We start from the raw sequence: 20,396 nt of genomic DNA on the forward strand, positions 1-20,396 counted from the left end.
TACAATGCTAACTTCATTCATGGATGCTCTCTCCTCTGAGTGACGTTGTTGCAAACATCACTTTGGCACATCGCGATGCCGTCGGGAGGGGGCATCCACTCCATCAGTTCTGCGTGGAAACCAACAAGTGTGCCATCTCCATCTCAATTACAGAAGAAGGTTGACGACAATTATTTTTACAAAAGCTTTGCCGCGACGCTGCATTCCCGAACTTCCTTCCATTTCTCCCAAGCGCCACCGTAGCGTTTTCGGAAATGGTTTGTGGATCGGTACGGTTACTTACGCGGAGTGGGTCCCGATGCTTATACCGGCATTTTTAGTTCATTTAAGGACCAGATTTTCTGCTAACTCTGCCCCGGCAGCACGCAGGCCGTCAAAGACCCTTTCCTGATCCTGTGGTCTCGCCAGCCTCGCTCGAATCTGCTTGACTATGTCAGGCATCACGGTCGGGGCATTCGCATTCAGCCACTCTATTTCGCGGCGAGCCTGCAGCGTCTTTCCTGAGGCTCCCAGAATCGCCGCCAACACCACACGATGCATCGGGTTGTAGGAAAGGTCCGACATCTTCGACCAGAGTTCTGCAGCCTGAAAATCGTCCCTCATAAATGCGCAAAGCGCCATTCCGACCTCATAGTACCCGCTGGGGCCTGCGCCATCGTTGACTGCCTTGCTGACCAATTCGCATCCCGTCTCCCACCTACCGCTCATTGACAGCCGAAGCCCATATTCGCCGGTCACCTCTGTATCGTTCGGGTTGAGCGCGTACGCCGCAGCCCCCGCGTCCAGCGCTGCGGAGATGTCATTGTTGAAGAAATAAGACAGCATGAGCGCCTGGAGAACACGGGCGTTCTGCGGATCGATCGTGGAAGCTCGATGCGCCAGTGTCGAAGCGACTTCCAAGGCGTCTTTTGGCGGAGACTTGCCAAGCTTTGCAGCGAAACGTAGCTGGTCGAGATTGGTCAGGGAAAGCAATGCCATCGAGGTTGCATCTTTTGCATTCTCGGCGGTTTGAGACGTGAGGCAATCCTGCGCAGCAGAAAGAGTCGCTGCCGTCATCGCCCTGCGGTAATTATAATATGCCAGGGCGCACTCATAGGCGTCCCAGCCGCCACTGTGTGACCTCGCGTCCGATGAGAAAACAACACCAAATGGCTGAGCAACAGCGGTCGCGACCTTTTGAGCCACGGCTGTTTCTGCGTCTAAAGCGCTCTGAACATTCAGGTCAGTATCATAGTTAGTCGCCCAAACCACCGCTCGATCAAATTGTCGGAGCAACCGAACGCTAGTCCGTATCTTGTCACCGTGGTTTCGGAGACCGCCCTCCAACATGTACCGCGCGTCCGACTGGTTTTGGCCACGAGGGTCGGCCGAACCATCTATAACAACGATTTCGTTAAACTTCACCAGCTTCGCTATGACCTCGGCGGCCGTACCTTGAGAAATAGCCTCCAGTTCCTTGTCATCAGCGGGGTATTCAAAGCGGCCGACCGCGATAGTCGCCCTACCCTCGTCCATTCCCGGGAGCGAACTCTTCATTGCGCTCGGCTGAACAACGACGGCTAGGATTACCGCCCCCAACAATACCGACATGCCAGCCAGGAGCAGAGGTGGCGTGGACCAGAAAGGATCGGACGATGACTCCGGTTGCGGTTTATCTGGAGCCGTCTGGTTGGCGATCAGCGGAACCGCCGGCCCTTGGTCCGACGAACCCGATGCAGTGCTCGCCCCCCTCTCGAAGCTGGGGACATAGCCACCCTTGGGGATGGTGATGATGATCGGTTCGCCCTCACCTGCTATTAGGTAATAGCGCTCGAGCTCCCGCCTTATGCGGCCCGCTTCAATTCTGACGGCCGGATCGCCCTGCGCATCGAAATCGCGTCTGCCGAAAACGATGCACGCAATGGTGTAAGCCTTCAGATAGTGAGAGCGACCATCTAGGGTCTCCATTACAACGTATTGGAGGAACCTCTTCGCGCGGTCGGGAAGGTTCAGGCTTTCGCTCGCTAGTATGCGTTCCAGTTGCGCGAGGACTTCGTCCGCACGAGGTTCTATCCCTTCGTTGCCGAGCTTCGCATCACCCATCGCACCCCCCTACGTACTCTCATAGAGTACAGTGCCCTTTCGGCGAGCCCAAATATAAGCACAATCTCCAGTTGATGACAATATGTCACATTAGGACTCGGAATAAGCCTCAACTTTAGATAGTATTAACTTCTCGATGCTTATCTAGGAATAGTATCGCGTACCGGAGGTCGTATTTCGGCTTTACTGCGGCCTCCGGCTTTTCGCTGCATTTCTTTCTCTGCAGCGGCGACCCAGTACGGCACTATCGAAGCGAAGCCTCTCGAGTCTCACTAACATTTCTGGTGGCTCGGTTACGCGTTTCGCATCTTTCATACTGTCGTTCGTCGCGTTGCTCGTCCGCGCCGATAGGAGAGCAAGTATGGGTCGCAGCGATCAAGCGATCTGTCGCACATTGTCTCACAAGCCCCACGGTCGAACGCATCCTTGTTCAACTGAACACCCAGCCGTTCTACGCGTGCGATGCCGCTTTCTTAACAGAACAGCAAAGTGCGAACGCTGTCCTGATCAGAGAGGCTAATTCACTCGCGGCCGGTTCGGTGTCCAATGCCCCGGTGACGTGTTGGATCGCCTTACTACGTTTCTAGCAGAAGTCTTGGATTGAATAGTTCACCTCCCGCGTCCACCTCCACCGCCGCGTCCTCCACCGCTACCAAAGCCACCCCCACGTCCGCCACCTCCATGAAACGCTGCTCCACCACCTCGGCTGCCGCCACCTTGAAAGCTGCGACCGCCACCGCCTTGGAAACCGCCGCGCTCGAAGCTATGGAAGTTTCCGCCTGATTGTGGATCACGTCGACCAAAGGTGCTGTTGAGTTCATTCCGGTTGCCCATTTGTCGTCCATTGAAATCGGACGAGAGATGCGCCGGCGCACGGTCGCGAGCCCGTTGTTGATTGCCCCGCGAAACGGTCGAGCGCTGCGTAGCTTGGGGCCGATTAGCTGCTGGACGTTGCTCGGACCGTTTGGCTATCGGACGCTGTTCAGACCGTTTGATATTTGTTCGATCCCTGCGCTCCACCGGTTGCCAGCCACCGTCCGGCTGATGCTTTTGCCACTCACCGTCCTGGCGCCGATAGACGTTGCCGTCGCGTCCAGCATAGATATCGCCGCCCTTTTCGCCAGCGACAAAGCCTTTGTTACCTTCCGACGTACGCCAGCGCAGACCGCTCGCACCTCCCATTGAACCACCGCTGACGCGCGCATATTCGCCGCCATGCTTGACGGAAACGCTGCCCCAGGAGCTATAGACATTTTGCCCACCACGCGCGACGAAGGCGTTGCCCGTCCGCGGATTGTAGGCAGCCATGAACCCCCTCTGGCCTGCCGGCCCTGCCACGGCACCGGCCCGGACATGCGTTCCCGTTTTCGGATTGTATGCGCCACCGACAACAAGACCGCGGTTCGGTCCATAGGCGTAGCCATAGCGACCAAACGCTCCGTATGCCGAATTGTAGAATGCTCCGACACCATAGGTTATTGGCGGCGGGTAATAGGGCAGATCGGGATCTTCGTAGTCCCAATAAGGAGGATAATACCAGCCAGAACCCCACACGACTGTATCCCACGCAAGATAGGTGCCGAGATAACCGAGCGTATAACCAAACCAGATAGCGTCATCCTCGGTTTCGTAGATGTGCACATAGGTGGCGTTGTAAACCGGCGACGAAGGCGGAATATCATAAATTTGTTCGTCGACCGCACGTGCAACGGAAAAAGGCCCCACCGGGGTGTCCCCGACGAACCATATTCCATCCTTGAGCACGTAATATTTTTCGGCAACCTTTATAACCTGCTCACTTGCGTTGACAGCATAGAACATCGAGGTGCCTTCGATCGGCTCGAACTTTGGCTCGCCTCCGTAGACGACCTCGACATTCACCGATCCATCGGTCGCCACACGCGCCATCTTCGGAATACTTGCCTTGAGCCGCCTCGGCACTCTCCGATGTCCCAGGAATGGACGCGCGTACGGCGGCATAGGGTGCATCCTCGGGGATGTTCAGGAAATCCTTCGGGAGGTGAGTCGTGGCAAAAGTCCAAGGGCCGCCAAGCAACGACGACGAAAACCACCTGCCGGACAGCAAGGTGTACCAGACCTTGAGCGCTCTGTGATAGAAGACAGCGCCGGTAGTGTTCGATACCCAGTCAAGGCCCGTTCCCGGCACGGCTTCGAGAGTCGGTTTTCCCTCGAAGACTATCAGTTCCGCTGGCTTATCTGAGAAAAACACCTTTGGGGTGGCCCCTTCCGCAAATGGAGCAGGCGGAAGCGCGGTTTTTGCGTCCTTCCAGTTATCATCGTCGGGCAGGTTAGAAAGGAGATCGGGAACGGTCTTCGCCTCCGCCCAACCGCTGTCCAGTGCATTTGAGGTGAGCCAGTTTTTGTCGCTCCGCAGATAGAGGGTGTTCGTTGCGTCTACCTTCAGGAGATCCCAGTTGGTGTTCACAACAAAGGACAAACCCTGTACGCCCTTCACTGGCGCGGACACGGCCACGCCGTTTGTCTGTAGAAGAACTGCTGGCGTTTCGCTGATGAATATCGGCGGAGGGTCGGCTTTAATGTCGGCGACATTCGAAAGTCGCTTGTAGTTCGCAAGACTCGCCGTTAGCCGATCCTCCGAGACGACGATGGGATCGGTCGGCAGAAGTTTTCCGACCTCAAGCGATAAATCAGACAGTTGCTTGCGCTCGAGCGTCGAGAACTCGATCCGCGTTGATTTCAAGTCAGTGAGCGTGACATCGCCGGTAGCATCGTCTGCGATCGTTCTCGCAGAAACCCCGATAATGCCGTAGGCCGGTCTAGCATCTTTTGAAACCTGCAGTTCTGTCGCAATGAGCGCGTCCAGCCGTGCAAGATCTGTCCATTCGGTTATCTGCGGCTGAAACAGAGTAATTGCAGCGCCGCTTTCCGTCGTAAAGACCTTCGGCCAGGCCGACGTTGTTGTGCCGGTTTGAGTGAGGTACTTGCCGGCAACGAAGCCGTTCAATCCAGAATAACTCACAGCGCACCATTCGGCACGGCCGTCGCATTCCTTGATATCGACCTCCTCACCCTTCTTGACGACACTCATTGCCTGGAAGCCGGTGCCCGGACCAGTTCTGAAGTTTACGTTTGCCGTCAGGATAGCGGGATCGGCGAAGGCCGATGTCGAGAAGAAAGAAGCAAGCATTAGATAAGCGAGTATTTTGCGCATCGAAACGGCCTCAGTGGTCTTGCCCAAAGCCTGTAGAGTTACAGTTCCAACACGGTTGACCCGTAAGTCCCTCAAGCCCGCTGATGTCTACCCGAGAAGGTTGAGTGCTCGGGAAGATAAAATCTCCCCGGCAAGTTAGGAAGAATAAGACGGGAGAAGATCGCAGACAATCGATCTAGCAGAGGATCGGTGTAGCTTACACGGAAACAAACTCGGCAGCTCACGCCGATGACCCAATACAGGATGGCGACCTGGTTATCATTTGCAGCAGCCTGCCCGGTGGCCGCGGCAAGCATGGCATGTCTGATACCGTAAAATACGTCCCGAAACAGTTCCTGTCGTGTCACGGTTCGGCGGTGCAGATCAAGGCAGCACCTGCTGTACCCGTCCCAGGTAGGCTCGGAGCACCCAATTCTGATTTCCGTCGGGACAGCGATCCACTCTTTGGCCTGACCTAGATGGCCAAAATCTTGGCCGTGAGGGCGTTAGTCCAAACAGGACGATAGGAGGTTTATGCAATGAACATCGTAGTGTTCAGTGCCCATGCCTATGACAAACGCTTTCTGAACGAGGCAAATCAGAGCGAAGTCGCACCGTTCAACCTGGTCTTTCATGATGTCGGCCTTTCCATGGAAACGGTTGCCTTTGCCCAGGGCAGCGATGCGGTATGCATCTTTGTCAATGACGTCGCAAACGGCCCGGTCATTGAAGCTTTGTACAAGCTTGGCGTAAAGGGCATTTTCCTTCGCTGCGCCGGCTTCAACAATGTCGACCTCGAGATGGCACAGCAGCTCGGCCTGCTTGTCGCGCGCGTGCCGGCCTACGCGCCGGAGGCAGTAGCAGAACATACAGTCGCTTTGATGATGACCCTAAACCGGAATACGCATCGCGCCTACAATCGCGTCCGGGAAGGCAATTTTACGCTCAACGGCCTGCTAGGGATGACGCTTCACGGCAAGACGGTCGGGATTATCGGCACCGGCAAGATCGGGCTTGCCGTGGCGAAAATCATGAAAGGATTCGGCTGCCACATCCTTGGTTTCGATCCGGCGCCTTCCGCCGAATTTCTGGCAATAGGCGAAATGTTGGAGCTGGAGAGCCTGCTGAAACGCTCCGATATCGTCACGCTCCATTGTCCGCTCTTCGAGCACAATCGGCACTTGATAAACAGCGAGAGGCTGGCGTTGATGAAGCCGGGCGCGATGCTGATCAATACATCGCGGGGAGCACTCATCGACACGCGAGCGGTGATTGCCGGCCTGAAGTCGCGTCGGTTGGGCGCTCTCGCTATCGATGTCTATGAACAGGAAAGCGCCCTGTTCTTTCATGACCGGTCCTCCGAGATCATCGATGACGATATCTTTCAGCGGCTGATGACGTTTCCGAATGTTCTCGTGACAGGGCATCAAGGATTTTTCACCAACGAGGCGCTGCGCGAAATCGCGGATGTCACCTTTCAAAACCTGAACTGCTTTGCCAAGGGGACCAATTGCCCGAATGCAGTTCTCCCGACGTAGAGCCCTCCTTTCGAGACCAGACCCGTAATCAAACGAGCCGGGGAACAGGCAATGTGGCAGCAGACATATGATCCATCGGGAAGCCTTTATCGTTCGGCATTGGTTGCCGCGCTTCCGATCCTGTTCTTCCTGGTCGCGCTGACCTTTCTCAAGCTGAAGGGTTTGACCGCAGCGATTGCAACGCTGGCCTTGTCGATCCTCGTGTCTCTCGTCGTCTTTCAGATGCCGTTGGAAAAGATACTTGCCGCCGCAATATTCGGCATCCTCGCCGGCCTATGGCCGATTGGCTACATCGTGCTGATGGCGGTCTGGCTTTATCGGCTGGCGGTGAAAAGCGGCAAGTTCGAAATCATCCAGGCGAGCATCGCAACGATTTCGGACGATCAGCGCATCCAGGTGATCTTGATCGCCTTCTGCTTCGGAGCCTTCCTGGAAGGCGCCGCCGGCTTCGGTGTTCCCATCGCGATCTGCGCTGCGCTGCTTGTCGAACTTGGCTTCAAGCCGTTCAAGGCCGCCATGTTGTGCCTCTTGGCCAATGCTGCCAGCGGCGCTTACGGCGCGATCGGCATACCTGTCTTGGTCGGCGCACAACAGGGCGGCGTCGAACTCCGGGATCTATCCGTCATGATGATCGCTATAGTTCAGCTTTCCACGCTGTTCGTGCCTCTGTTGCTCGTTGTCGTTCTCGACGGTTACCGAGGAGTACGGGAAACATGGCCGGTACTCCTCCTGATCGGGCTGATGTTCAGCGGCCTTCAAGTCATGACGCTCTATTTGTTCGGGCCGGAACTGACCGATATCATCGCCCCTCTGGTCTCCATGGGCACACTGGCATTGTTCATGCAGTTCTGGCAGCCGAAGCAGATCTATCGTGAGGACAGCGCTCCACCGATTTCTTCGCTCCGCTGGTCGTTTAAGGAGGTCATCAAGGCCTGGTCCCCCTTTTACATCCTGACTGCGACCATTCTCATATGGAGCCTGCCGCAATTCGAGGGCCTGTTTGCGTCAAACGGTATCCTGGCTGCCACAGTGCTGAAACTGCAGATCCCGTTTTTGCATCTTCAGGTCGAGCAACTACCTCCCATCGCGGATGCGGTTCGTGCCTTGCCGGCAGTATGGAACGTCGCTCTGATCAGCGCATCCGGAACAGCCATCCTTTTGGCCGTGATCCTTACCACTCTTGGCTCGTCGCGGCTGTCTCCATCGGTATCGATCCAACAGCTCAAACTGGTCATTCGTGACTTGTGGAGCCCTCTGGTCATGATCTCGCTCATCATGGCCGTCGCCTATATCGCCAACTTCTCCGGCGCATCATCGAGCATCGGACTTGGGCTGGCGCGTACCGGAACGGTCTTTCCGTTGATTGCGCCGGTGATCGGCTGGCTTGGCGTGTTCATCACCGGCTCCGTCGTCAACAGCAACACGCTTTTTGCTCATCTTCAATCAGTGACGGCCTCTCAGATCGGAACCAATCAGGCTCTTCTGGTCGCAGCCAATACAAGTGGCGGGGTAATGGCAAAGTTGATCTCACCGCAATCCATCGCCATTGCGGCCGCGGCTGTCGGCCAAGTCGGTCGGGAATCCGACATCATGCGGACCACCCTGCTCTATAGCTTCGGCTTTCTTGTCTATGTCTGCCTTTGGACTTTCATCTTGTCCTTCATGGTTTAGCTCGGATTAGGTAAGATGCACATTTTCCAAGGTTACGACCGCCCAAACCTTTTGCTGCCTGATGGCAAAAATCACGATCGTACTCTTGCTGAAGCACACCTTTTCTTCTCCTGTGAGCTTACAGTAATGGCCCATCCAAGTTTATGCTTTCATCTGGCTACATTTGCCGTTGAGAGGAACTAGCTGTGGAGGACGACACACAGAGCCAACCTTCGATCAAGGTTGCTGCGTTCAGATTTTTTCATTCCGTGAGAGCTTTGCTGAGGTCCGACGTAGGACGCAGAGCGAAGATACTTCTTTTCATACTCCTTGCCCTGTTTTGCGGCATAAGCGCATTAAACGTCGCCAACAGCTATGTCGGCCGGAATTTCATGACAGCGATTGCCGAGCGGCAACCTGCCGAATTCTCAAGGCAAGCTCTGATATACGTGCTGGTCTTCGCCGCATCGACCGGTGTTGCAGTGATCGCACGCTTTGCAGAGGAGCGCCTCGCGCTCCTCTGGAGAGAGTTCCTGACGCATCGCGCGATCGGACTGTATGCGAGTGGTGGCACTTTTTATCGTGTCAGCAGCAAAATCTCGCATCCCGACCAGAGGATTGCCGACGACATCAACGCATTCACGATCACGACGCTTTCCTTCGTCCTGATGCTGTTGAACAGCCTGTTGACCGTTTTGACTTTTTCGAGCGTGCTTTGGCTGATCAGCCCTTTACTGTTCATCGTCGCAGTCGTCTACGCCGCGGTGGGATCCTACATGACGATCGTGATTGGTAGACCGTTGATCGGCTTGAATCACGATCGACTGGATGCGGAGGCTGCGTTCCGCTCTGGTCTAATTCACATGCGGGAAAATGCGGAATCGATTGCGCTCGCAAGCGGTGGGCAATTCCATGCCAAGCATCTTATCGATCGGTTTGATCACGTCGTCGCCAATTTCAGACAGATCACCCTCATCAATCGCAACGTCGGCTTCTTTACCACCGGCTATAACTGGATGATCCAAGTCGTTCCTGTCATCATCATCGCCCCGGCCTTCATCAATGGCCAGATGGAATTCGGTGTGATTACGCAGTCAGCTGCGGCGTTCGCAACGCTTGTCGGCGCGTTCTCGTTCATCGTCAGGCAGATACATTCGATCTCCGCCTTCGCGACCGTTGTCACCCGTATCACCGCGCTAATTGAGGCTATGGAGGAGATCGATCCTGAAGAGTCTGGCCCAGAGCTTGTGGAGACAACGGGAGAACTTGCCTACAAAGGCGTCACGCTGGGCTCAACCGATGCTCCGCTTGTGCAAGATCTGACGATATCCATCCCGGCCGGCATGCACCTGCTTGTTGCAGGAGGCGTAGAAACTGCAGGCCCCGCCTTGTTTCGAGCGACAGCCGGCATCGGCATGGCGGGTAACGGACAGATCCTTCGTCCGAAGAAAAACTCGATCCGCTTCGTTTCACAGCGTCCATATATTCTTCCAGGTACGTTACGTCAGATCCTTGTATCGCCGGAACGCCACCATGAGGTGTCAGACGAGCAGCTTTTCGGGCTGCTAAAGACGCTTGGTCTCGGCCGACTGCTCGGCGACGGGCTAGACCGGGAGCAAAATTGGGCGACGCTACTGTCGCCGCGCGAGCAGCATCTCCTGGTAGTCGCAGCAGTTCTTTCTGCTGTGCCCAAATATGTACTCATCGAAAAGGGCAATGTCATTTTCGGCCGGGAAATGCTCGACCAGATCCTCAAACTCCTGACCGAAAAGTCGATCGCATGCATTAATTTCACAGATTCCGATGAAGGTTCGATTGCTTATGACGCAGTTTTGCAGCTCCACGTCGATGGATCTTGGACGTGGGTCGATCAGCAGCAGAGCTCAGGGAACAGCCCGGATCGGATCTAGTCGAAGAGCCTGCTCCGCTCACAGTTGGGCTGTCCATGACAGGCTTTCGTTGCTTTCAGCGCCTGCACGTAAGTTACCGGAACATACACGGTAAGGCCTTGCCAGGTGTTGATCGGACAGCCTTGATAATAGCTGTTCCAAAGCTTTTGCCGAGCATATGTGATTGTCGCGCACACGGGGCACAGAATTCAATCAGACAACTGTATGCAGGTCTTTCAGGGACTGGAATTCATGCGCATCAAAGATGTAATGACCACGACGATCGTCAAGGTATCGCCCGAAAACAGCGTCAGGCACGCTGCAAGGGTAATGCTGGACAATCACGTCAGCGGTCTTCCCGTTATCAACGATGAGGGGCACTTGCTCGGCATCCTCAGCGAGGGCGACCTTATACGCAGACCGGAGGTCGTGTCCGCAGCGAGCGCATCTCTCAAAGACATCGGGCTATCATTGGAGACACGCGCCAATGACTACGTAAGGCGCAACTCGTGGCGTGTCAGTGATGTCATGACCCCCAACGCCATCACCATCGACGAGAATGCTCCACTCTCTCAGGCGGCGCGGATGATGAACGAGCGTAGCATCAAGCGTATTCCCGTCATGCGTGAGCACAAGCTGGTCGGCATTGTCAGCCGGGCAGACCTACTTCACGCAGTTCTCGCCGCGCCGACGGACAAGACAGTCGGAGGGGACAAAGGTATCCAGCGTAGCATTAAGACCCGTCTTGCCGAAAATGCCAGCCTGCAAGGGTTAGGTCTCAGCGTCACCGTGGTCGACGGACTTGTGCATCTCTGGGGTAAAGTGGACAGTTTGGAATGCCGCAGAGCAGCTCGAACGGTAGCGGAAGGCGTACAAGGGGTCACCGGCGTCATCGACCATTTCGACCAGTCGAAAGCTTAATCCGGTCCCCGGTTACCGCCTTCGCTAGATCACCCGACACATCAGCTGCTGCCGAAAGGCGGCAGGTTGATACCATGTCATATTACGGTGCCCGAGCCGAACGCATCGGGAGTGGCATTACAGATTCTGAGTTCAACAATGAAGGTTTGACCAGGAGTTTGAGATGGCTTCGAACAAGACGGTTTCCGGCGAAACTCACCCATATGGCGGCGTGCTGTCATCCCACGAACTGCACCTCCTGGATGCTTACTGGCGCGCCTCCAATTACCTTTCAGTCGGTCAGATATACCTTTTGGACAATCCGCTTTTGCGGGAACCGCTGAAGCGCAAGCACATAAAGCCACGCCTGCTCGGCCATTGGGGCACCTCGCCCGGCCTCAACATGCTTTATGTCCATCTGAACCGCGTTATCAAGCGCGACGACCTGAACATGATCTACATCATCGGCCCGGGTCATGGCGGCCCCTCCCTGGTTGCCCATGCCTATCTGGAGGGGAGCTATACCGAGGTCCATCCGAACATCAGCCAGGATGCGGAAGGCATGCAGCGGCTTTTTAAGCAGTTCAGCTTTCCGGGTGGGATTCCGAGCCATGTTGCCCCAGAAACCCCTGGCAGCATTCACGAGGGCGGCGAACTTGGCTACGCGCTGAGCCACGCTTACGGAGCAGCATTCGATAACCCGGATCTGATCGTCGCCTGCGTCGTCGGTGACGGAGAAGCCGAAACCGGGCCGCTTGCGACGGGCTGGCAAAGCAACAAATTTCTCAATCCCGCCCGCGACGGTTGCGTTCTGCCGATCCTCCACCTCAACGGCTACAAGATTGCAAACCCGTGCTTTCTCGCCAGAATTCCCAAGGAAGAACTGAAGAAGTTCTTCGAGGGCATGGGCTACAAGCCTTATTTCGTCGAAGGGCACGACCCTGAACTCGTTCACAAGGAACTGGCGGCCACCCTTGATGCCGCCGTTGCCGAGATCCGCGCCATATGGGCGGATGCGCGGGAGCATGGAAATCTAAAACGCCCAGCCTGGCCCATGATCGTGTTCCGAACACCGAAAGGCTGGACATGCCCCGCCGAGATCGACGGCAAGAAGTCCGAGGACTATTGGCGCGCGCACCAGGTTCCGATGGGCGACATGAACAAGCCGGACCATATCAGCATCCTTGAACAATGGATGAAGAGCTATCGACCCGAAGATTTGTTCGATGAGAGCGGCCGGTTCAAACCCGAACTTGCCGCCCTTGCTCCGTCCGGGCAGCGACGAATGAGCGACAATCCCCATGCCAATGGTGGCCTTCTGATGCGGGATCTCAGGATGCCGGATTTCAGGAATTACGCGGTCGATGTGCCCAGCCCCGGCGAGACGACTGTGGAATCCGCCCGCGTCATGGGAACATTCCTGCGCGACGTGATGAAACTGAACCTCGACGCCAAGAACTTCCGGCTGTTCAGCCCGGACGAGAACAACTCCAACCGCTGGCAGGACGTGCTCGAAGTTACCAACCGGTGCTTTATGGGTGAGATCTACCCGGAAGATGACCGATTGTCGCCTGACGGCAGGGTTATGGAAGTGCTAAGCGAACATCAGTGCCAAGGCTGGCTTGAGGGCTACCTTCTGACAGGTCGACACGGCTTCTTCTCCTGCTACGAAGCCTTCATCCACATCATCGACTCGATGTTCAACCAACATGCCAAGTGGTTGAAGATATGTAACGAAATCCCATGGAGGAGGCCGATCGCCTCGCTGAACTACTTTTTGAGTTCGCATGTCTGGCGGCAGGACCACAATGGCTTCAGCCATCAGGATCCGGGCTTCATCGATCACGTCGTCAACAAGAAGGCGGAAGTGGTGCGCGTCTACCTGCCGCCGGATGCCAACACGCTTCTATCGGTCACCGATCACTGCCTGCGAAGCCGCAACTACGTCAACGTCGTGGTTGCCGGAAAACAACCTGCACCGCAATGGCTGACGATGTCGGAAGCGGTCAGGCATTGCAGCATGGGGATCGGCATCTGGGAATGGGCCAGCAACGACAAGGGCAGCGAACCGGATGTCGTCATGGCCTGCTGCGGCGATGTCCCGACGCTGGAGACATTGGCCGCCGTCCAGTTGATCCGCGAGCATCTTCCCGAGATCAAGGTGCGTGTCATCAATGTCGTCAACCTGATGAAGCTGCAGCCTCCCGAAGAACACCCCCACGGGCTTCCCGATGCGGATTTCGACGACCTCTTCACCAAGAACAAACCCATCATCTTTGCCTTCCACGGCTATCCTTGGCTGATCCACCGCCTGACCTACAGACGAACCAATCACGCCAATTTGCATGTTAGGGGCTACAAGGAGGAAGGGTCGACAACGACGCCCTTCGACATGGTGGTTCTCAATGACCTGGACCGCTTCGACCTTGTTGCGGACGTTATCGACCGGCTCCCGCAACTCGGCGCGCGAGCAGCGTATTTCAAACAGGCGATCAGGGTGAAGCTGCTCGAGCACAAGGAATATATCAGAGAACACGGCGACGACATGCCCTCGATTGCCGGCTGGAAATGGGGTGTTCGAGACCCCGCTTTCGGCACGAAATCGACGTCCACCGAAGGCGACAATGTTTGAAGGGTTTGCCATCAATCCTACCGGCGACCGGTAGGATTGATCAACTTTGGGAGGCCAGCAGGCAATGCTGTCAAACGAGCAATCCGGCGTGGACAACGCCAACTGTCATTTCGTCGGAGGCCTGCCTCCAAAGGCGGCCCTGCTTTCCAACGGCAACTATAGTGTTTTCCTGACAAGAGCCGGAGCGGGCTACGCGTCCTGGTCCGGACTTGACGTGAACCGCTGGCGCGAGGACGGAATACGCGACTGCTGGGGACAATTCTGCTATGTCAGAGACCTCGAAAATGACAATGTCTGGTCGGTCGGCAAGCAGCCGGTTCCTCGGCAAGATTGTACTTATGAACATTCCTTCCTCGATAATCGGGCAGAGTTCCGATGCCACGCCCAAGACATCCATATCCAGACTTCGATATGCGTGGCGACCGATTGCGACGCGGAAATCCGTCTGCTTCGAATATCCAACCTTGGCTCGGACACGAGAAGGCTGGAATTGACGAGCTACAGCGAGGTTTGCCTCAACAATCGTCGCGCCGACCGCGCGCATCCAGCCTTTGCAAAACTCTTTGTCGAAACCGAATTTGACAGGGAAACAGGCGCTCTGTTCGCGCGAAGACGGCCACGCAGCGCGGATGAGCGCCCCGTCTGGGCCGTGCATGTTTCGGCTTCGAGCGAGGAGAAGCACGACGCTGTCGAATACGCCACCGATCGTTACAGCTTCATCGGGAGAGGCCGCTCAGCCGCCAATCCTCGGGCAATGGAGCGCAATGCACGACTTTCCGCCGTGACAGGCCCCGTGCTCGACCCGATTTTCGCTCTGCGCAGAACATTTGTCATTCGTCCGGGGGCGACGGAACGGATCGCCTTTGTAACGGGTGCCGCAGCCACCGAAGCGGCGGCGCAGTTCATTGCTCGGCGCTTTTCCCATATCGAGGCGTCAGATAACACGTTTGCCGATGTGGCAGCCCGCACTGGCGGCCAATCCAGTTCGTCAAACGGTTCACACGAGGTCAGCCTTTTCTATCAACTTGCCGACGGCATTCTGCATGCTCGCCCCGAATTGCGAGACGGCACTGCTCTCATCGGCGAGCAACCGGACAGACGGGCGCTATGGGCGCACGGAATTTCCGGGGATCGTCCCATCGTGCTCGTGCGAATCGATCTCCCCGACGGCGGGGCTCTCGTCAAAGAGGCGATAGAAGCGCATACGTTTCTTTCCGACCGCGGGCTGCCTTTTGACATTGTTTTTCTCGGAGATCATAGCGCCGTCGAAGCACTGCATGCCGAACACAAGAGAGCTGAGACCCCGGGCAAACCGTCTGGTTTTCATGCTCTCGCAGCGGAGGAGCTTTCGGAGCAATCGAGAAATTCGTTGATGGCTGCAGCCCGCGTCGTGCTCCGTTGCAGCCACGGCTCGCTGGCCGAACAGCTTCGAAGCACTTTCGAAAACACCCCGTCCGGCAATGCGCCACCGCCAACACAGCCAAAAAGTACAGATGCAGATCCTGCCACGGCGACGGAAGGACTTCTTTACTGGAACGGGTTTGGCGGGTTCAGTTCCGATGGAAATTATGTGATTGCGGCAGGAAGCAGCACGTCCACGCCGGCACCATGGTGCAACGTGATCGCCAATCCAGCGTTCGGCTGCTTGACCAGCGAAAGCGGCCTCGGCTTCACATGGGCAGGCAACAGCCAGCTCAACAGGCTGACGCCTTGGTCGAACGATCCGATTTCGGATCCCCCCGGCGAGGTCGTATATCTGCGCGATGAGGAGACCGGACGGTTTTGGACTCCGACGCCAATGCCACTGGGACATCCGTCGGCACGCACCGTTCATGCACAGGGTTATACCCGATACGAGAGCACTGACGGATCGCTGAACCAGGAACTGACCGTCCATGTCCCGATTGCAGACCCGGTTAAGATCGTTCACCTGGTAGTTCGCAACGATGGAAGCGACACCCGTTCGGTGACAGCAACCTATTTCACGGAATGGGTTCTTGGCACGATTGCCGACGATGCCGCCATGCGGGTGGTGTGCGAGTTCGATTCCGGTTCCAAATCGGTCGTGGCGCGAAACGTTTGGCAAAGCGAGTTTTCCGGAAAGGTCGCCTTCGCCGCTGCAAGCCTGCCGCTGCGATCTTTTACCTGTGATCGAAGCGAATTTCTTGGACCATACGGCTCTACGGTTCACCCTGCCGGGCTGGCCAGTCCCGATTTCGGCGGAAATACCGGCCCGCTGATTGACCCTTGCGCGGCGCTCATGGTCGATCTGAAGATCGCTCCCGGCGAAAGCGCCGAAGTTGTCTTCGTACTGGGGCAGACTGACAATCGCGACGCCATCGACAATCTCCTCAAGCTTTATGTGACACCCGAACTAGCCCGACGATCTCTCGCAGCGGTCTCTCATGATTGGGATCGGATCCTCGGTACGATTACGGTCAAAACGCCCGATACGGCCTTTGATCTGATGATGAACCGGTGGCTGCTTTACCAGGTCATCGCCTGCCGCGTCTGGGCCCGGTCGGCGTTTTATCAATCCGGCGGTGCCTACGGCTTTCGCGACCAGCTCCAGGACGTAATGGCACTGGTGCATTGCGCACCCGAAGAGGCCCGTGCCCACATTTTGCGAGCCGCCGCGCGTCAATTCGACGAGGGAGACGTCCAGCATTGGTGGCATCCGCCATCCGGTGTCGGTGTAAGAACCCGAATGACCGATGATCTCTATTTCCTGCCCTATGTTGTTCACCACTACGTTTCAACAACCGGAGATCGATCCGTTCTGGATGAGCAGGTTGCGTTCATCAGCTCGCCTGTCCTGAAAAGCGGCCAGGAAGAAAGTTTCGACGTCCCCGATACAAGCCAAGATACCGCGACTATCTATGACCATTGCTGCCGCGCGCTGGAACATGGCCTAAGCCTCGGATCACATGGGCTTCCACTAATGGGTACCGGCGACTGGAACGACGGGATGAACAAGGTCGGCGCCGAGGGCAAGGGAGAAAGCGTCTGGAACGGATGGTTCTTCCTGACGGTGTTAAAATCCTTCGCCTCGCTGGCCTTGGCGCGCAACGACGAAATTCGGGCCAGATGGTGTGATGAGCGCGCAGAGGCGCTGCGTCAGGCGCTGGAAGCGAATGCCTGGGACGGCGAATGGTATCGCCGCGCTTACTTCGATGACGGCACCCCTTTGGGCTCGCATCTAAATGACGAGTGCCAGATCGACGCCATTCCCCAGGCATGGGCTATGATCTCCGGCATGGCCAATAACAAACGGACGGCGATGGCGATGAAGGCGGTTTCCGACCGGCTCGTCCGCGACGATGACAGGCTGATCCAGCTTTTCGATCCGCCATTCGACAAGGGCGTGCTGCAGCCGGGCTATATCAAAGGCTACGTCCCCGGAATAAGGGAAAACGGCGGGCAATACACCCATGCTGCGACATGGGTCGCATTGGCGACTGCGCTGCAGGGAGATGGCGACAGGGCGTTCAAGCTCTGGAATTTCCTCAATCCCGTCACCCATGCCCAGACGAAAGATGGCGCCGAGCACTACATGGTCGAACCCTATGTGGTCAGCGCCGACATTTATGGCGCCTCTCCCCACACGGGCCGCGGGGGCTGGACATGGTATACGGGATCGGCAGCGTGGCTCTATCGCGTTGGCCTAGAAGCTATTCTCGGCATTCGCCGAAACGGCCAATCACTCTCGGTAGAGCCCTGCCTCCCCCAAGACTGGCCAGGTTTCGAAGTGAGCTTCAGATATGCGACCTCAACATATCGAGTTCGTGTCGAACGGACGCCCGGCTCAACAGACGCAGCGAACTCGATCCTTTTGGATGGAAGGCCGGTCCATCAGGCAGAAATCCCGCTGGCGGATGACGGCGATATCCACGCTATTCATGTGATCATAGGCGCCCCATGACGAAACTTCTCGCAACCGACCCTGAATTGAACAGGTTGCCGACTGACGAGGATCTGGCACGCCTGCAATTCACCACACTTCTATATTATCTTCATTGCACCAACCCGGAAAATGGCCTTGTCCGGGACAAGACCGATCCCGATGCGCCCGCTAGTATCGCCGCGGTCGGCATGGCTCTCGCAACGATCCCCGTTCTCGTCGAGAGAGGCATAATCATCCGGAAATTCGCGGTGAAGATCGCCAGGATGCGCCTCAAATTCCTGCTCGAATGCCCGCAGGGGCCGGAACCCGACGCGTCTGGCTACAAGGGCTTCTTCTACCATTTCCTCGATATTGAAACCGGTCGTCGCGTTTGGGAATGCGAGCTGTCGACCATCGACACGGCGTTTCTTTTTGCAGGAGCACTGACTGTCGCGGCCTATTTCGATCGCGACACCGAGGACGAAAGGGAAGTCCGCCGCCTGGGCAATGCCCTCTATGAACGCGCGGACTGGGTCTGGGCATGTGACAACGGCCGAACTCTGACCCATGGCTGGCGCCCCGAAAAAGGCTTCATCCCCTTTCGCTGGCGCGGATATGACGAAGGCTTGCTTCTCTACATACTGGGTCTCGGCTCGCCGACGCATCCGTTACCTCCTGAGGCCTACAGGTCCTACACGGAAAGTTACGAATGGCGAAACATCTATGGGCGGGAACTGCTATATTCCGGCCCGTTGTTCACCCATCAGCTTTCACACATGTGGATTGATTTCCGCGGAATTCGCGACGAATTCATGAGGGACCACGATAGCGATTATTTTCACAACAGCCGCCAAGCAACCTTCGTTCAACAGGAATATGCGATCCGCAACCCGATGGATTTTGCCGGATATGGCGAGTATTGCTGGGGATTTACGGCGAGTGATGGACCCGGGTGGTTCAAGCGGGACGTTGCTGGCGTCGAGGTGGAATTCTTCGACTATCTCGCCCGCGGTGCCCCTTTTGGTCCGGACGACGGCACAGTGGCACCATGGGCGGTCGTTGCCTCTTTGCCCTTCGCCCCGGAGATCGTCATCCCGACCTTGAGGAACTTCGCCCGTATGAATCTCGGCATGACGCGGCTCTATGGCTTCAAACCGTCATTCAATCGCACCTTTGGCGAGCAAAATGGCGATGGCGAGCCCTGGGTTAGCCCCTATCACTTCGGGATAGATCAAGGCCCTGTTGTCCTGATGATCGAGAACTATCGGACCGGTCTGCTTTGGGACATCATACGCCGCTGCAAACCAATTGTTGTTGGCTTGAGAAAGGCGGGTTTTACCGGTGGATGGCTGTGACCCATCAGCCCCTTGAAGAGGTTGCGAATGTCATCCGGAGGTTCGGCGACCGAGCTGTTTCCAAGCGGCATGGCAATCCGGCAAGTCAGCGCAACCAGGACGGTTACCGGCGCTTCTCGAAACAACGTAGGGTCTTGTAAGCTACCCGGCATCTGGACGTAAGTTAATGGGACACGTCAGCAGATTGCGGTATTTGGTTGTTCTGAAAAGCGAGTGTACATCATGACCTCTCCTAAGCCTCCGGCAAATCCGATGATGAGCGCTGCGGATCTGCGAAAGCATGCGCTGGAACATCAGCTTCGTGAGATTGAACGCAGCCAGGGCCATAAGGCGGCCGAAGCAGCGAAGCACGCTGAGTTTGTCGATACTTTTTTCGATAAGAAGATAGGTGACGACGAACGCGCCCTCATGAAGCGGCTTGTCATGCGCGCAGCACTCGATGGGAAACTCGAAGCATTGATATTCAGTTTTCCGTCGGACCTCTGCACGGACAGTGGGCGAGCAATCAATAATGGTTCCCCCGCATGGGAAGATACGCTCCAGGGGAAAGCCAAGGAAGTCCTTGAATTATTCCAACAAGTTGCCAAGCCCAAGGGCTATGGTCTCAAAGGAGTAATCATCAATTTCCCGGCGGGTATGCCGGGAGATGTAGGCCTTTTCCTTACTTGGGATCCACCTATATTGTAGCAGGGATCAAAGTTGTTCGCATCCGTGAACGCAGTAGCGAGCGATGACGATGAAAAGCGGGTCCTTGGTTCAGGCTGCGCTCGCCGAGCGAGTGCCTAAGCGATACGAGTTGTCGACTGCCGGAAAGCGAAAAAGCCTTTCCTCTTGATGTTGGAGTGGACGGCCCCTGAACGGCATCGAAATGTGCCAGAATGGGCTGTATTGACCTGTTTACCAAAACAAAAAAGCCGCCTTGAGGGCGGCATTTTGTTTTGGTTGCGGGGGCAGGATTTGAACCTGCGGCCTTCAGGTTATGAGCCTGACGAGCTACCGGGCTGCTCCACCCCGCGCCAAGCGTAAATCCCTTTGGGATTTATCGCGACTACGCCAACGATTAATCGTTGGCGGACTGTGCCGGAGCAAAACCGTTATGTTTTGTCTCCTGTAAGGGACGCACCGGCTTGCGCCTGTGAGCGATCCTTTGTTGGTTTCCACGCAGAACTGAGCCGGTTAGGCGCATAATTTCCATTGAGAATTGAGCCATGTGAACCTTCCCCCAACGCGGTGAGCGACGGGGGCAACGGAGTGATCCACATGGGACTTTTAAACATCATCCGTCGGATGAAGCT

11 protein-coding genes and 1 tRNA gene are annotated in these 20,396 nt (G+C 56.4%); 8 read left to right on the top strand and 4 right to left on the bottom strand.

Annotated elements, in window-relative coordinates; genetic code table 11:
* Window positions 1–321 precede the first annotated feature (321 nt).
* The 3 genes from ACI3K0_RS29570 to ACI3K0_RS29580 form a co-directional block, all read right to left on the bottom strand.
* The gene (locus ACI3K0_RS29570) at window positions 322–2,082 is read right to left on the bottom strand and encodes a hypothetical protein (protein ID WP_404946883.1); all 1,761 of its coding nucleotides are present in this window, start codon (window positions 2,080–2,082) and stop codon (window positions 322–324) included.
* Window positions 2,083–2,691: 609 nt separating this feature from the next.
* Complete coding sequence (locus ACI3K0_RS29575; protein WP_404946884.1) at window positions 2,692–3,903, bottom strand: hypothetical protein; 1,212 nt, start codon at window positions 3,901–3,903, stop codon at window positions 2,692–2,694.
* Window positions 3,878–5,275, bottom strand: coding sequence for an SH3 domain-containing protein (locus ACI3K0_RS29580; protein WP_404946885.1), 1,398 nt, complete (start codon window positions 5,273–5,275; stop codon window positions 3,878–3,880). Before ACI3K0_RS29580 ends, ACI3K0_RS29575 begins: the two co-directional genes overlap by 26 nt.
* Before the next feature lie 518 nt (window positions 5,276–5,793).
* Between ACI3K0_RS29580 and ACI3K0_RS29585 the strand changes: the two genes are divergently transcribed.
* From ACI3K0_RS29585 to ACI3K0_RS29620, 8 genes are all read left to right on the top strand, one after another.
* On the top strand, window positions 5,794–6,792 hold the full coding sequence (locus tag ACI3K0_RS29585; protein WP_404946886.1) for a 2-hydroxyacid dehydrogenase: 999 nt from the start codon (window positions 5,794–5,796) through the stop codon (window positions 6,790–6,792).
* 51 nt (window positions 6,793–6,843) lie between these two features.
* Window positions 6,844–8,463, top strand: coding sequence for an L-lactate permease (locus tag ACI3K0_RS29590; protein WP_404946887.1), 1,620 nt, complete (start codon window positions 6,844–6,846; stop codon window positions 8,461–8,463).
* 185 nt (window positions 8,464–8,648) lie between these two features.
* Window positions 8,649–10,352, top strand: a complete 1,704-nt coding sequence (locus ACI3K0_RS29595) for an ABC transporter ATP-binding protein/permease (protein WP_404946888.1) — start codon at window positions 8,649–8,651, stop codon at window positions 10,350–10,352.
* Between the two features lie 231 nt (window positions 10,353–10,583).
* The gene (locus tag ACI3K0_RS29600) at window positions 10,584–11,252 is read left to right on the top strand and encodes a CBS domain-containing protein (protein WP_404946889.1); all 669 of its coding nucleotides are present in this window, start codon (window positions 10,584–10,586) and stop codon (window positions 11,250–11,252) included.
* 163 nt (window positions 11,253–11,415) lie between these two features.
* Window positions 11,416–13,863 carry a phosphoketolase gene (locus ACI3K0_RS29605; RefSeq protein ID WP_404946890.1) on the top strand — a complete coding sequence of 816 codons (2,448 nt, stop codon included), beginning with the start codon at window positions 11,416–11,418 and terminating at the stop codon, window positions 13,861–13,863.
* Between the two features lie 64 nt (window positions 13,864–13,927).
* A complete protein-coding gene (locus tag ACI3K0_RS29610; RefSeq protein WP_404946891.1) occupies window positions 13,928–17,785 on the top strand; it encodes a GH36-type glycosyl hydrolase domain-containing protein in 3,858 nt (1,285 codons plus the stop codon).
* A complete protein-coding gene (locus tag ACI3K0_RS29615) occupies window positions 17,782–19,101 on the top strand; it encodes a glucoamylase family protein (RefSeq protein WP_404946892.1) in 1,320 nt (439 codons plus the stop codon). The genes ACI3K0_RS29610 and ACI3K0_RS29615 overlap by 4 nt, the downstream gene beginning before the upstream one ends.
* A 222-nt stretch (window positions 19,102–19,323) precedes the next feature.
* The gene (locus ACI3K0_RS29620; protein WP_404946893.1) at window positions 19,324–19,788 is read left to right on the top strand and encodes a hypothetical protein; all 465 of its coding nucleotides are present in this window, start codon (window positions 19,324–19,326) and stop codon (window positions 19,786–19,788) included.
* A gap of 252 nt (window positions 19,789–20,040) precedes the next feature.
* Here ACI3K0_RS29620 and ACI3K0_RS29625 read toward each other — a convergent pair.
* Window positions 20,041–20,117, bottom strand: a tRNA-Met gene (locus ACI3K0_RS29625).
* Between the last annotated feature and the right edge of the window lie 279 nt (window positions 20,118–20,396).

This window comes from Rhizobium sp. ZW T2_16, assembly GCF_044987325.1.
Taxonomy (GTDB): domain Bacteria; phylum Pseudomonadota; class Alphaproteobacteria; order Rhizobiales; family Rhizobiaceae; genus Neorhizobium; species Neorhizobium cellulosilyticum.